The organism is Amycolatopsis vancoresmycina (genome assembly GCF_000716785.1).
In the GTDB taxonomy this organism is placed as follows: domain Bacteria; phylum Actinomycetota; class Actinomycetes; order Mycobacteriales; family Pseudonocardiaceae; genus Amycolatopsis; species Amycolatopsis vancoresmycina.
On sequence record NZ_JNYY01000006.1, the window covers coordinates 342350 to 355864 of the forward strand.

Annotated in this window: 11 protein-coding genes and 1 tRNA gene; 8 read left to right on the top strand and 4 right to left on the bottom strand. The window is 71.7% G+C overall.

Annotation, left to right across the window (positions count from 1 at the left end):
• Positions 1 to 5: 5 nt before the first annotated feature.
• Together OO60_RS16675 and OO60_RS16680 are read right to left on the bottom strand one after the other, a co-directional pair.
• Entirely contained in the window at positions 6 to 866 is an 861-nt protein-coding gene (locus OO60_RS16675) for an SDR family NAD(P)-dependent oxidoreductase (protein WP_033261619.1), read from the bottom strand.
• 165 nt (positions 867 to 1031) lie between these two features.
• Positions 1032 to 1104 (bottom strand) — tRNA-Thr (locus OO60_RS16680).
• A 181-nt stretch (positions 1105 to 1285) separates the two neighbouring features.
• Here OO60_RS16680 and OO60_RS16685 point away from each other — a divergent pair.
• The 8 genes from OO60_RS16685 to OO60_RS16720 all read left to right on the top strand — a co-directional run bounded on the left by OO60_RS16685 (position 1286) and on the right by OO60_RS16720 (position 11226).
• The gene (locus OO60_RS16685) at positions 1286 to 2785 is read left to right on the top strand and encodes a threonine/serine exporter family protein (RefSeq protein ID WP_003060770.1); all 1500 of its coding nucleotides are present in this window, start codon (positions 1286 to 1288) and stop codon (positions 2783 to 2785) included.
• Positions 2786 to 2866: 81 nt separating this feature from the next.
• The gene (locus OO60_RS16690) at positions 2867 to 4309 is read left to right on the top strand and encodes an alpha,alpha-trehalose-phosphate synthase (UDP-forming) (protein WP_003060772.1); all 1443 of its coding nucleotides are present in this window, start codon (positions 2867 to 2869) and stop codon (positions 4307 to 4309) included.
• A 36-nt stretch (positions 4310 to 4345) separates the two neighbouring features.
• Positions 4346 to 6877 carry a trehalose-phosphatase gene (gene otsB / locus OO60_RS16695; protein ID WP_003060778.1) on the top strand — a complete coding sequence of 844 codons (2532 nt, stop codon included), beginning with the start codon at positions 4346 to 4348 and terminating at the stop codon, positions 6875 to 6877.
• An 88-nt stretch (positions 6878 to 6965) separates the two neighbouring features.
• Entirely contained in the window at positions 6966 to 7493 is a 528-nt protein-coding gene (locus OO60_RS16700) for a hypothetical protein (RefSeq protein ID WP_003060780.1), read from the top strand.
• Positions 7494 to 7642: 149 nt separating this feature from the next.
• On the top strand, positions 7643 to 8209 hold the full coding sequence (locus tag OO60_RS16705; protein ID WP_003060783.1) for an ArsR/SmtB family transcription factor: 567 nt from the start codon (positions 7643 to 7645) through the stop codon (positions 8207 to 8209).
• A gap of 47 nt (positions 8210 to 8256) precedes the next feature.
• Positions 8257 to 9522 carry an alpha/beta hydrolase family protein gene (locus OO60_RS16710; RefSeq protein ID WP_003060786.1) on the top strand — a complete coding sequence of 422 codons (1266 nt, stop codon included), beginning with the start codon at positions 8257 to 8259 and terminating at the stop codon, positions 9520 to 9522.
• A gap of 47 nt (positions 9523 to 9569) precedes the next feature.
• A complete protein-coding gene (locus tag OO60_RS16715) occupies positions 9570 to 10163 on the top strand; it encodes an RNA polymerase sigma factor (RefSeq protein WP_033261620.1) in 594 nt (197 codons plus the stop codon).
• A complete protein-coding gene (locus OO60_RS16720; protein WP_003075463.1) occupies positions 10156 to 11226 on the top strand; it encodes a CU044_5270 family protein in 1071 nt (356 codons plus the stop codon). The genes OO60_RS16715 and OO60_RS16720 overlap by 8 nt, the downstream gene beginning before the upstream one ends.
• On the opposite strand, the gene radA is transcribed toward OO60_RS16720, so the two are convergent.
• On the bottom strand, positions 11227 to 12585 hold the full coding sequence (radA, locus tag OO60_RS16725) for a DNA repair protein RadA (RefSeq protein WP_033261621.1): 1359 nt from the start codon (positions 12583 to 12585) through the stop codon (positions 11227 to 11229). It lies immediately after the preceding gene.
• A 148-nt stretch (positions 12586 to 12733) separates the two neighbouring features.
• Positions 12734 to 13429: a copper chaperone PCu(A)C domain-containing protein gene (locus OO60_RS16730; protein ID WP_033261622.1), complete on the bottom strand. Its 696-nt coding sequence runs from the start codon at positions 13427 to 13429 to the stop codon at positions 12734 to 12736.
• Positions 13430 to 13515: the final 86 nt, after the last annotated feature.

The window sequence follows — 13515 nt, forward strand, 5'->3', positions numbered from 1 at the left end:
CCAGCCTAGATCGGCCGCGAAGAGGGCGGGACGTCGGCGAAATCGGCGCTGCGGGCGGTTTCGGCCCACCGCTCGACGCCTTCGAGGTCGCGCCGGTAGGCCCGGGTGAGCCGCTCGACGGCCTCGCTGCCCAGCGGCAGCCGCAGCGGCACGTCGTCGCCGTGCACGACGGACACGATGATGTCCGCGGCCCGGACCGGGTCGCCTTCCTGACGGCCGTCGGCACCGGCCATGTCCGCGCGCACCCGGGCGAGCAGGTCGCGGTAGGTTTCGGACGGCTCGGCGAACTCCAGTACTTCGGCCTCGTTGAACCCGGTGCGGAACCGGCTCGGCTCCACGAGCATCACCCGGATCCCGAACCCGGCGACCTCGCCCGCCAGGGACTCCGACCAGCCTTCGAGGGCGAACTTCGACGCCGAATACGCCGACACCCCGGGGAAGGACTGCCGCCCGCCCTGGCTGCTCATCTGCACGATCGTCCCGCTCCCGCGCTCGCGCATGGCGGGCAGCGCCGCGCGGACCAGCGCGGCCGGGCCGAACAGGTGCAGATCCATCAGCTCACGCAACTGCGCGTCACCGACCTCTTCGACAGCGCCGACCACCGCGCGGCCGGCGTTGTTGACCAGGACGTCGAGCTGGCCGAAGCGGTCGATCGCCGCCTGCACCAGGGCAGCGGCCCCGCCGGTGTCGCGAGCGTCGAACCTCACGGCTTGAAAAGTGTTGGGGTACTTGGTTTCCAGGTCGGCCACACGCTCCGGCCGGCGCACCGCGGCCACCACGTTGTCGCCAGTAGCGAGGGCCGATTCCGCCAGTGCGCGCCCGAGACCGCGGGTCGCGCCGGTGATGATCCAAGTCTGTGTCGTCATGGCAGCGACGCTAAAGCTTCGAGCGCGCTCGAACGCAAGCTCGGAGCCGGCCATCCGGAACAGGGGCGAGACCACGGCCGGGCGAGCGGCGCGAGTCACCCAACCGGTCAGGCACACCCTGCCCGATTTCCAGGAAAAGCACAGGTCAAACGCGCGTTTTGCAGGAGCCGGCAAGGGGGCTCGAACCCCTGACCTTCTGTTTACAAGACAGATGCTCTACCAGCTGAGCTATACCGGCCTGGCGCCCAGGACGCCGGGCACAGTGTACCGAGCCGCCGTCCTTGATCCGTTCGGGAGGCATCGTCCGCAGGTCCAGGCCACTATGGAGGGACGTGGTGAAGGCCACTCCATGATCCGTGCAACGGTCGGCGGGTGGCCGTCGATGGTCATCGGGGAACGAGCGAGGAGGTGGATGGATCATGAAGATCAACGAGCGCACCAACGGGGGCCGGGCGACCAGATGGCCCCTCCTCGAACCTCCCGCGCAACGGCCCCGGGCCCACCGTCCCAACCTCCTCAAGCGCCGGCCGTGGCACGTCCTCGAGGCGCCCACCGGTGAGTTTCCCGCCGTCGATGCCGCCGAGGCCATGGGGCCGCAGCTGCCCGACGAGGCCACCGTCAACTTCGTGCTCGACCTCTCCCTGCGCATCGGCGAGGTCCAGATGGCCAGCGGTGCTGGCGCGTCCGACGTGACCGCGACCATCATCGCCATCGCCGGCGCGCTCGGGCTGCCGCACTGCGAGGTCGACGTCATCTTCACGTCGATCACCGTCACCTGCCACCGCGGCACCGACCTGACACCCATCACCGCGCTGCGGGTCGTGCGGAGCCGGAGCCTCGACTACACGCGGCTGACCGAGACCGAGAAGCTCGTCCGCCGGATCGTGCGCGGGCACATGGGGGCCGAGCAGGCGCAGACCGAGCTCGAGCGGATCACCTCCGCGCCGCACCCGTACCCGCGCTGGGTCGCGACGCTGTCCTGGGGCGGGGTCGCCGCGTTCGTCACCATCCTGCTCGGCGGCGGCTTCGACATCGCGCTCGTCGCCTTCGTCATCAGCGGCGTCATCGACCGGGTCGGCCGGGTCGTGAACCGGTACGGCCTGCCGTTCTTCTTCCAGCAGGTCGTCGGCGGCCTGGTCGCCACGCTGTCGGCCATGGTCATCGTCAGCAGCAACGTCCTGACCACCGACAAGCCGACGCTGGTCGTCGCGGCCGCGGTCACCGTGCTGCTGTCCGGGCTGTCCACCGTCTCGGCCGTGCAGGACGCCATCACCGGCTACAACGTCACCGCCGCCGGCCGCACCATGGAGACCGCGCTGATGTCGGCCGGCCTGATCGCCGGGGTCGTGCTCGCGCTGCGGATCGCCGTCATGCTCGGCCTGCCGCGCACGCCGCTGCCCGAGGTGCCCGGCTCGACGCCGCAGCAGCTGCCGCTCGTGGTGCTCGGCGGGGCCGGCGCCGCCGCCTGCTTCGCGCTCGCGAGCTACTCGAAGATGCGCGCCATGCTGGTCGCGGCGGCCGCCGGGGGCATCGGCGCCGCCGTCTACGGCTCCCTCATGCTGGCCAAGCTGGACGGCGTCAGCTCGTCCGCGGTGGCCGCGACGCTGGTCGGGTTCTGCGGTGGCGTGCTCGCGCGGCGGCTCGGCGTTACTCCACTGGTCGTAGCCGTGTCCGGGATCACTCCCCTGCTTCCCGGCCTGTCGACCTACCGTGGTCTGTACCAGATCGGGGTCGAGCCCAGTGGCAACATCTCCACCCTCATGACGGCCGTCGCAATCGGGCTTGCCCTGGCAGCGGGCGTGGTACTCGGGGAATGGCTGGCCCAGCCGGTGCGTACCGGACTCGGCCGGCTCGAGCGGCGGTTCGCCGGACCACGGATGGCTGGTCCGCTCGAACCGACCGAACGGAGCTTGGAGTAACACCGCGGTCACCGGTTGTTCATCGCTCACGCGATAGGGTTTCACCCTGGGGCCGCGACCCGGACGCGAGGAGCAGGCGACGTGAGTGACCAGAAGGAGAACTCGAACCAGGCCGATTTCGTCGTGGTGGCGAACCGGCTACCGGTGGACCTCGAACGCACGGCGGACGGCGAGCGCCGCTGGACGGCCAGCCCGGGCGGGCTCGTCTCCGCGCTGGAGCCGTTCCTGCGGTCGCGCAAGGGGGCCTGGGTGGGCTGGCCGGGCATCCCGGACGTCGACGTGGAGGAGTTCGACGACGACGGCCTCGTGCTGCACCCGGTGTCGTTGAGCGCCGACGAAGTCCGCGACTACTACGAAGGTTTCTCCAACGCGACGCTCTGGCCGCTCTACCACGACGTCGTCGAGCGCCCGGTGTTCGACCGCGCGTGGTGGAACAGCTACGTCAAGGTGAACCGCCGGTTCGCGCAGGCCAGCGCCGACGTCGCCGCACAGGGCGCGACGGTGTGGATCCAGGACTACCAGCTCCAGCTCGTCCCGGCGATGCTCCGCGAACTCCGGCCCGACCTGCGCATCGGCTTCTTCCTGCACATCCCGTTCCCGCCGGTCGAGCTGTTCATGCAGATGCCGTGGCGCGCCGCGATCATCCGCGGCCTCACCGGCGCGGACCTCGTCGGCTTCCACCGCCCCGGCGGGGCGCAGAACTTCCTGTGGCTGTGCCGCCAGCTGATCGGCCTCGAGTCGACGCGCGGCGCGGTCGGCGTCCGGTCGCGGCCGGGCACCATGCAGGTCGGCGACCGGACCGTCCGGGTCGGCGCCTTCCCCATTTCGATCGACGCCGCCGGGCTGGACAACCTGGCCCGCACGAAGGGCGTCCAGGAGCGGGCCGCGCAGCTGCGGCGCGACCTGGGCAACCCCAAGACGGTGCTGCTCGGCGTCGACCGGCTCGACTACACCAAGGGCATCGACCTGCGGCTGCAGGCGCTGCACGAGCTGCTGCACGAGGGCAGGCTGCAGCCGGACGACGTCACGTTCGTCCAGCTCGCCACCCCGAGCCGCGAGCGCGTCGAGCACTACCAGCGGATGCGCGGCGAGATCGAGCAGATGGTCGGCCGGATCAACGGCGAGTTCGCCCGCGTCGGCCACCCGGTCGTGCACTACCTCCACCAGTCCGTGGACCGGACGGAGCTGGCCGGGTTCTTCTCCGCTGCCGATGTCATGGTCGTGACCCCGCTGCGCGACGGCATGAACCTGGTCTGCAAGGAGTACGTCGCCGCCCGGCACGACCTGGGCGGTGCGCTGGTGCTTTCCGAGTTCGCGGGCGCGGCCGCGGAGCTCTCTAGCGCATTCCTGGTGAACCCCCACGACCTGGACGGGGTGAAGGACGCACTAGTGGCTGCCATTACCCTCGACCCGGCAGAGGGCCGTCGCCGGATGCGCGCCATGCGTCGCCAGGTCCTCACGCACGATGTCGATCGTTGGGCTCGCTCATTCCTACAGGCTCTGGGTGCCGAAGCGGTCGACTGACCCGAACGACCATGCACGAGCTCCTGAGGAGGAGTGTTGACTGCCGAGGCCCTGCCCGCCGAGTTGCGGCGCGCGATCGTCCAGATCGCCCGTACTCCGCGTCTGCTGGTCGCCTGCGATTACGACGGCACGCTGGCACCCATCACGCTCAACCCGGACGAGGCACGCCCGCTGCCGGAGTCCGTCGGGGCCCTCAGATCGCTCGCCGGTCTGCACGAGACCACCACGGCGGTCATCTCCGGCCGGGCGCTGCGGGACCTGGCCACCCTCTCGCGGCTGCCGTCCGAGGTGAACCTCGTCGGCAGCCACGGCTCGGAGTTCGACATCGGCTTCATCCACGCCCTCGACGAGCGGGCGCGGGAGCTGCACCGGCGGCTGGAGTCGGAGCTCGAACAACTCGTGCTGGACGTCCCGGGCGTGTCGCTCGAGGTCAAGCCGGCGAGCATCGCGGTGCACGTGCGCCGCGCCGAGCACGAGGCAGGCCGCCGCGTGCTCGCCGCCGTCCACGCCGGACCGTCCACTTGGGAAGGCGTGTCGACCACCGACGGCAAGGAGGTGGTCGAGCTGGCGGTCGTCCAAACGGACAAAGGCCGCGCACTGGACATCCTCCGCCACCAGGTCGGCGCCACGGCCGCGATCTTCCTCGGCGACGACGTCACCGACGAGAAGGCCTTCGCCCGGCTGTCCGGCCCGGACCTGGGCATCAAGGTCGGCGACGGCGAGACGCTCGCGGGGTTCCGCGTGCCCGACACCGTGGACGTCGCGCTGGTGCTCGGCTTCCTCCTCGAAGAGCGGCGCAACTGGCTCTACGGCGAGTCGGCCCCGCCGATCGAGCGGCTGTCGATGCTGGCCAACGAGCGGTCGGTCGCGCTGGTCACCCCGGACGCCAAGCTGACCTGGCTCTGCCACCCCGGCCCGGACGCGCCGGCGGTGTTCGCCGACCTGCTCGGCGGCGAGGGCGCGGGGCACTTCTCCATCAAGCCGCACCGCAACGGCCTCCCGCTCGGCCAGCGCTACCTGCCCAACACGATGACGGTCGAGACGCGCTGGTCGCGCCTGCTCGTCACCGACTACCTCGAGCCGGAGAGCGCTCCACACCGGACGGATCTGGTGCGCGTGATCTCCGGCGAGGCGGCGGCGGACGTCAAGTTCGCGCCGCGGCCCGAGTTCGGCGGCGTGCCGGTGAAGCTGGAGATCACCGAAGGCGGCGTCCGGGTGCTCGGCACGTCGGAGCCGTTCGTGCTGTACTCGCCCGGCGTCGAGTGGACCATCACCTCCGACGGCCTGCACGACACCGCGACCGCGCTCGTGCAGCCGACGCCGACCCGGCCGGTCGTGCTCGAACTGCGCTGCGGCACCACCGACCTCGGCGCCCACGAACTGTCCGAAGTGGAACGCCGGGACCGCGCGGGCCGCTACTGGAGCGAGTGGACGTCGAAGCTGCAGCTGCCGGCGGTGCAGACCGACCTGGTGCTGCGCTCGGCGCTGACGCTGCGCGGGCTGGTCAACACCGACACCGGCGGCGTGCTCGCCGCGGCGACGTCGTCGCTGCCGGAGGAGATCGGCGGCGTCCGCAACTGGGACTACCGCTACTGCTGGATCCGCGACGCCGCGATGACCGTGCGGGAGCTCGTGCACCTGGGCTCGATCGAGGAGGCCGAGGGCTACCTGCGCTGGCTGCACGGCGTGCTCGCCACGCTGGCCGGCCCCGAGCGCCTGCACCCGCTGTACACCCTCGCGGGCAGCGTGATCGGTGCCGAAGCGGTCATCGAGTCGCTGCCCGGCTATGCCGGTTCGCGCCCGGTCCGCGTCGGCAACCTGGCGAACCACCAGGTGCAGCTGGACGTCTTCGGCCCGGTCGTCGAGCTCGTCCGGACGCTCGCGGAGGCGCGGCACGAACTGCGCGACGAGGACTGGCAGCTGGTGCGCGCGATGGCGGAAGCCGTGACGCGGCGCTGGAACGAGCCGGACCACGGGATCTGGGAAGAGCGGCACGTGCCGCGCCACCGGGTCTACTCCCGGGTCATGTGCTGGGTGACGATCGACCGCGCGATCACGCTGGGCGAGCAGTACGGCCGGGAGATCCCGGGCAACTGGCACGGCCTGCGCGAAGAGATCAAGGCCGACGTCCTCACCCACGGCTGGAACGACGAGGTCCAGGCGTTCACCACGGCCTACGACGGCACGGACCTGGACGCGGCGTCGCTGTTCGTCGGGCTCACCGGCCTGATCGACCCGGCCGACGACCGGTTCCAGCAGACGGTGACGGCGATCGAGGCGGAGCTGCGCAGCGGGTCCACTGTGTACCGTTACCGCCGCGACGACGGCCTGCCCGGCGGCGAAGGCGGCTTCCACATCTGCGCGGCCTGGCTGATCGAGGCGTACCTGCTCACCGGACGCCGCACCGAGGCGCAGGAGCTGTTCGACCAGATCGTCGCGGCGGCCGGCCCGACCGGGCTGCTGCCGGAGCAGTACGACCCGATCGCGGAACGGTCGCTGGGCAACCACCCGCAGGCGTATTCGCACATCGGGCTGATCCGGTGCGCCAACTTGCTGGCGGCCAGTTAGCCCTTTCGGTCCGAAAGTCCGTGAAGGCCACGTTGAGGGAGTCGGAGTCCCTTAATGTGGCCTTCACGCACTTTCGGAGGTGAGACGGGTGCAGGGGACTTTCGGACAGGTCGAGTTCGTGCCGCTGCCCCCGCGGTTCGCCGACCGCGTGCGCTGGGGCTCGGTCGTCGTCGGCTGCTCCATGATCGCCGGGATGGTCCTGCTGTTCGGGCTCACGACGTTCCTGCAAGGCATCGTGCACGGCCACGCCTTCCCGGACGCGCTGCTGGGCAAGGCCGCGGCGGTGCTGCCGCCGCTGGGCGTGCTGGCGATCGCGGTCCTGGTCCTGACGTGCCGCCGCTGCCTCCGCGGCGACTACCTGGTGGTGGCCAGTGCGGCGTCGGCGCGCAGCGCCCTGCTGTTCGCGTACCTGCTGACCCTGCTGCTGATCCTCGGCTCGTTCGCGGTGCCGATCGTGTTCCGGGTGTGGCACGACACCCCGCGCGTGCGGGCACCGGACCTGCTCACGACGTTCTCGACGCTGGCCTTCGCCACCACCGGCTTCCTGGCCGGGATGGTGTACGTGCGGCCGTCCGTGCAGACGCTCAGGAAGTACAGCGACCACCCGATCTGGTGAGTCCACTTCGGACACTCCTGCCGCGGCCCTCGTGAGTGTTTAGGCGGGTTAGAACCCGCCTAAACACTCACGACCGGTACGGGCACCGGTCTGCTCGAAGTTGCACAGATTTCTTTGCACAATCTTCTTTGCATGGCTACAGTGAACCCATGACCAGCGCTCCACCACCGGAAGAGCTCGACCCGGACGCCCTCAAGGCCGTCACGCACCCGCTGCGCCGCCGGATCCTCGGCGTCCTGTCGGCCGGGCCCGCCACGGCCACGAAGCTCGCCAAGGCTTTGGGCGAGAACACCGGCGCGACCAGTTACCACCTGCGGGAACTGGCGCGGTTCGGGTTCGTCGAGGACGCCCCGGAGCTCGCGCGGGGCAAGGAACGGTGGTGGCGGACGCGGCCGCGGGACATCCGGTGGCCGCGCCGCAGCGAGCAGAGCGCCGAATCCCGGGTGCTGTTCGACGACATGCAGCGCCAGGGGTTCGAGGACGACCTCGAAAAGCTCAACCGGTTCGCGGAACAGCGCGACGGGCTGCCCGGCGACTGGCCGGACGCCCTGCTCCACGCGCGCGGCGGCACCTGGCTCACCGCCGAGGAGCTCAAGCAGTTCTGGGACGACTACATGGAGCTGTTCCGCCGGTACTGGCGGGCCGAGGACGACCGGTCACCGGAAGCGCGGCGCGTGCTCGTGCGCTGGCTCGCCTTCCCGGATCCAGGGGAATGACATGACACCAGGGGGTTTCCATGCGAAGAGGGGTTCTGCTGGCCGGGGTGATCCTGGCTAGCGCGGCGTTGGCGCCACCGGCGTCGGCGGCGGACGGCGAAGTGACGTTCACGAACGGCGGCGTGACCTTGCACGGCACGGTCGTCGCACCACCCGGCGGCACGAAACTGCCCGGCCTGGTGATGGTCCACGGCTCGGGGGCGCACAGCCGGGAGGACTACCGCGACCAAGCGGAAGCCTTTGCACGGCAGGGCATCGCGACGCTCATCTACGACAAGCGCACCGAAGGCTATTCGCAGTTCGAACGCTCGTATTCGACGCTCGCGGACGACGCGCTGGCCGCGGTCGAGGCGTTGCGGAAACGGCCGGACGTCGACCCGGCGCGGGTCGGCGTCTGGGGGCTGAGCGAAGGCGGCTGGGTGGCGCCGCTGGCGGCTTCCCGGTCCGCGGACGTCGCTTTCGTCGTGACGGTCGGGGCGAACGGCGTCAAACCGGCGCAGCAGCAGGCGTGGGCGGTCGAGAACCAGCTGCGGCGCCTCGGGATGGACGGCTCGGTCGTGCGGATGGCGTCGTCGACCATGATGCGCCAGCTGGTCGGCGGTGGCGTGTTCCCGGAGGCGTACTACGACCCCGTCCCGGTGCTGAAGAGCCTGCGCCGTCCGGTGCTCGGGCTGTGGGGCGCGAAGGACGTCCTGACACCGCCGGGCGAGGCGCTGCGGATCTTCGAGGAGTCCGTCGCGCAGCACACGCTGCGGGTCTTCCCCGACACCCAGCACCAGCTGCGGCGGACCACGGACGGCTTCGACAAGCTGCCCGGCTACGCACCCGGCTACCTCGAGCTGGTGGGCAGCTGGGTGCAGCACCCGCCGGCCGTGTCCAGCGCCGACGCGCCACCGGCCCAGGACCGGCCGAGCGTCGAGATCACGCCGTTGCGCTGGTACGAGACGACGTGGCTCCAGCTGGCCGTGGCAGCCCTGCTGCTGGTGGCGTTCGCCTGGTACCCGTTGTTCCGCCGGGGCCCGGCGGCCCGGCCGGCGCGCTGGCTCTCGGCGACCGGGCTGCTCGCCGTGCTCGGCTTCCTGGGTGTCGACGTGCTGATCCAGCTGACCATGGGCCGGTCGCTGGGCCCGGTGCTGCTGGGCCGACCGCTGCCGTGGCTGGTGCTGCAGCTGCTCTCGGTGGGTGTGGTGGCCGCGGCGATCGGCACGGCGGTGGCGTGGTGGCGCCGGCGTTCCCTCCGGCTCGGCGTGCTGCTCGCCGGCGGCGTCCTGTTCGTCCCGTGGGCGCTGTATTGGGGCCTGTTGAACGTCTGACGTAGGTTCGCCGTGAACGCTCGTGAAGGCTGCGGGCAACTGGGGGCATGCAGGTGATCCACGAAGGGTCGGAGCTCTGGGGCCACGACCGCCCGGACCTGGGCGGACCCGAGCCCGGGCCGGCGTTCGGCCGGCTCTTCGACGCCCACGCCGCCCAGTTGCGCCGTTACCTCGCCCGGCGGGTCGGCGTCGAACCGGCGAACGACCTCGTGGCCGAGACCTTCCTGGTCGCGTTGCGGCGCCGCGAGACCTACCGGCCGGAGCTGGGCACCGCGCGGTCGTGGCTCTACGGCATCGCCACCAACCTGCTGCGCCACCACGTGCGGTCGGAGTTGCGCGGGCTGCAGGCCACGGCCCGGCTCGCGCGAACCGGCGACACCAGCCACGCACCGCACGACGGCCGCGTCGCCGAGCAGGTCGACGCCCAGGTGCGCGCGGCCCGGCTGGCCGGCGCGCTGGCCCGGCTCAGCCCGGCCGACCGCGACACGCTGCTGCTCGTGTCGTGGGCCGGGCTGGAGCCGGCCGAGGTCGCCGAGGCACTCGGGATCCCGCCGGGTACGGTCCGGTCCCGGCTGCACCGGATCAGACGCTGGCTCAGGACGAACGCCCCGGCTCAAGAGGAGGTGCCGGACCTTGCGTGAAGACAACGTCCGGAAGATCTGGTCCGAAGCCGAACTCGACGCCGCCCTCCAGGACCTGCACGGCGACGTCGGCGACGACGAAGGCGGGCTCGCCTTCGCCCGCGCGTCCCTGCTTTCGGCCGCCGGCGTCGAGGAGGCCCCGCCCGCCGGGCCGCACCGGTCCGGGGCGTGGCGGTGGCTCGCCGTGGCCGCGGCCGTCGTGACGCTGGTCGGCGGGCTCGGCGTCGCCGCGGCCCTGTGGACGCCGGACGCGCCGGAGCCGGCCCGCCCCGCCGCCGTGCTCTCCGACCTCGACCGCCCGCTCGCGCCCGGCGAGTTCCACTACACGGAGATGCGCGACTGGTCGACGTACATGGTGCCGGGGTTCGCGGCCAAGGTGCAGCGGCGGATCGAACTCTGGATCCCGGCCGATCCCACCGGTGTGTGGCACCGGCGCACGACGCTGACCGGCGACGCGCACTGGTCCAGCGACCGGATCGGCGAACTCCCCAAGCCCGTCGACGAATACGGACCCGCGGGCGTGTTCCCCGTCCCCGAGATGAACTGGCTGACGCCCGACGCGGCCTTCATCGCCGCACTCGTCCCCGACCGGCAGAAGCTGGCCCAGCGGCTGGCCTCCGACCTGCTCGGCGCCGCCGTTCCGCAGAACGGCCGGCCGCATTCCGCCACGGAGATGCTCGGCATGGTCCGGAGCGTGCTGGAGACCGGCCTGCCGCGGCGTGACGTCCGGTTCGCCCTGCTCGACGCCCTGGCGAACGCCCCGGGCATCTACGTGGCACCCCACCAGACCACGCCGGACCAGCAGCCCGCCACCGTCTACGTGGCCAAGGACACCGGGCAGCGGCTGTTCCTCGACCCGGCGACGGCCCGGCTGCTGGCCGCGGACAGCGCACCGACCCCGGTCATCGTGCGCAACAAGGGGGTGCCGATGACCACGCCCATGCCGCCGCCGAGCTCGGTGGCCGTGCCGAACACCACGACGACGAGGTTCCCCGTCTCCCCGCAGCGGCCCGACGCCCCGGACACGCAGTACTCCTACGCCATCACGCGGACCTCGGGGTGATCAGCGGGCGTGACTGGCCGCGTTCAGCGCGTCCGCGACGTTCGCCACCTCCAGCACCCGGATCCCGGCGGGCGCCTTGCCCGAGTCCGGCGGGACCAGCGCGTGCGTGAAGCCGAGCCGGGCCGCCTCCGCGAGGCGGCGGCCCACGCTCGGCACGCGCCGGATCTCGCCCGCCAGCCCGACTTCGCCCACCGAAACCAGCCGCGGTGACAGGGCGACGTCTTCGAAGCTCGACGTCAGCGCCAGCACCAGGGCCAGGTCGATGCCCGGCTCGGTGATCTTCATGCCGCCGACCGTGGCCGCGTAGACGTCCTTGTCGCCGAGCTTCAGCCCGCCGCGCTTCTCCAGCACCGCCAGCACCATCGCCACCCGGGCGGAGTCGAGGCCGCTGACCGCCCGCCGCGGCTGGGGCGCCGACGTCGAGGACACCAGCGCCTGTACCTCGCCCAGCAGTGGCCGCTTGCCTTCGAGCGACACGGTGATCGCGGTGCCGGACACCGGCTCGGCCGTGCGGCTCATGAACAGCCCCGACGGGTCCGGCACCCCGACGATGCCTTCTTCCTGCAGCTCGAAGCAGCCGATCTCGTCGGCCGCGCCGAACCGGTTCTTGATGCCGCGGACCATCCGCAGCGTCGAGTGCTTGTCGCCCTCGAACTGCAGCACGACGTCCACGAGGTGCTCCAGCACCCGCGGGCCGGCCACCGAGCCGTCCTTCGTGACGTGCCCCACCAGCACCACCGGCAGCCCGCGTTCCTTGGCCAGCGCGACCAGCCCGGACGTCACCGCGCGGACCTGCGTCACACCGCCGGGCGAGCCGTCGACCTGCGGGGACGCCATGGTCTGCACCGAGTCGACGATCAGCACCCCCGGCTTGACGTCGTCGACGTGGCCGAGGATGGCGGAGAGGTCGCTTTCGGCGGCCAGGTACATCCGGTCGTGGACGTTGCCGGTCCGCTCGGCACGCAACCGGACCTGGCCCGCGGACTCCTCGCCGGTGACGTAGAGGGACCGGTCGACGGTCTTCGCCCACTGGTAGGCGACCTCGAGCAGCAGGGTCGACTTGCCGACACCCGGTTCACCGGCGAGCAGCACGACCGCGCCCGGGACCAGGCCGCCGCCCAGCACCCGGTCGAGCTCGGAGACGCCGGTGCGGCGGGCGCGCGCCGCCTCGACGTCGACCTCGCCGATCGGCCGCGCCGGCGCGCTCGGCGCCCCGGCCGCGACGCGCTGGATGGCCGGCTTGGCCGGCGCGCCGCGCTCCTCGAACGAGCCCCATTCCTGGCACTCCGGACACCGGCCGAGCCACTTGGCCGCTTCGTACCCGCAGCTGCCGCAGCGGTAGGTGGTCCCCTTCTTCACCCCGCGAGGCTATCGGCGACCACCGACAAAACCGGGCGTCGGGGTCGCCACCGGTGCCGCGAATGACTCATTCGGGACGTCCGAGGTCCCGAATGAGTCATTCGCGACGTTCGAACGGCGGCCACACTCGCAGGTGCCGACCGGGGACCTACTCCTTGACGTGCGCCGGCGCCGCCACCGGCAGGTCGACGGTCACCGGGCCGGCGTTCTGGAAGACGAACGTGACCTTGATGACCTGACCGGGCCAGAGCGGCTGCTTCAGCGCGGGCAGCGTGACGGTGGCCTGGCCGACCTTCTCGGGCGCGGTCGGCGTCGCGGCCGGGCCGGACGACGGGACCTCGGAGGTGGCCGTCGCGGTGAGGTTGTTGCCCGGGCTGTTCGTGGCCGAGCTGCTGCCGGTGGGGGTGCTCGAAGACGTCGGGGCGCTCGACGAAGAGGTGGGCGCGCCCGAGGACGTGGGCTGCACCTCGTTGGTGGACTCGACCGCGTCGTCCGGGCCGATGACCAGCGAGTGCGCGGCGACGATGGTCTTCGACCCGCTGATGGTGGCCTGGCCGCCGCCCTCGACCGTCACCGAAACGAGGGAGTCGTCCCGGGCGTCCCGGTTCACGATCGTCAGGGTCAGCGCGGGGGTCGCGCCGGCCGGGTAACCCGGGCCGGAGGTCGGGTACTGGACCGCGGCGTTGCGCAGGTCGATGTTCTTGACCTGGGCGTGCGTCCCGTTGACCGCGGCCTGCTGCGTCGAGGTCTGGGTGATCTGGCCTGCCCCGCACCCGGCGAGCGCGAGCGCGGCACCGAGCGCCAGCACGCCCGCACCGAGCACGCGACGATTCTGCAGCCTCACGTCGCAGTCCTTCCCTTTTCACGGCCTCGTCGCCCCGAAGACTAGCCGGGGTCGATCTCCGCCGCGGAACGGGTGTGCGTTGCCGG

What these genes read in the sequence shown, in the direction of transcription:
- OO60_RS16675 (WP_033261619.1), bottom strand. Translation starts at nt 866, where the DNA reads ATGACGACACAGACTTGGATCATCACCGGCGCGACCCGCGGTCTCGGG.
- OO60_RS16685 (WP_003060770.1), top strand. Translation starts at nt 1,286, where the DNA reads ATGAAGATCAACGAGCGCACCAACGGGGGCCGGGCGACCAGATGGCCC.
- OO60_RS16705 (WP_003060783.1), top strand. Translation starts at nt 7,643, where the DNA reads ATGACCAGCGCTCCACCACCGGAAGAGCTCGACCCGGACGCCCTCAAG.
- OO60_RS16715 (WP_033261620.1), top strand. Translation starts at nt 9,570, where the DNA reads ATGCAGGTGATCCACGAAGGGTCGGAGCTCTGGGGCCACGACCGCCCG.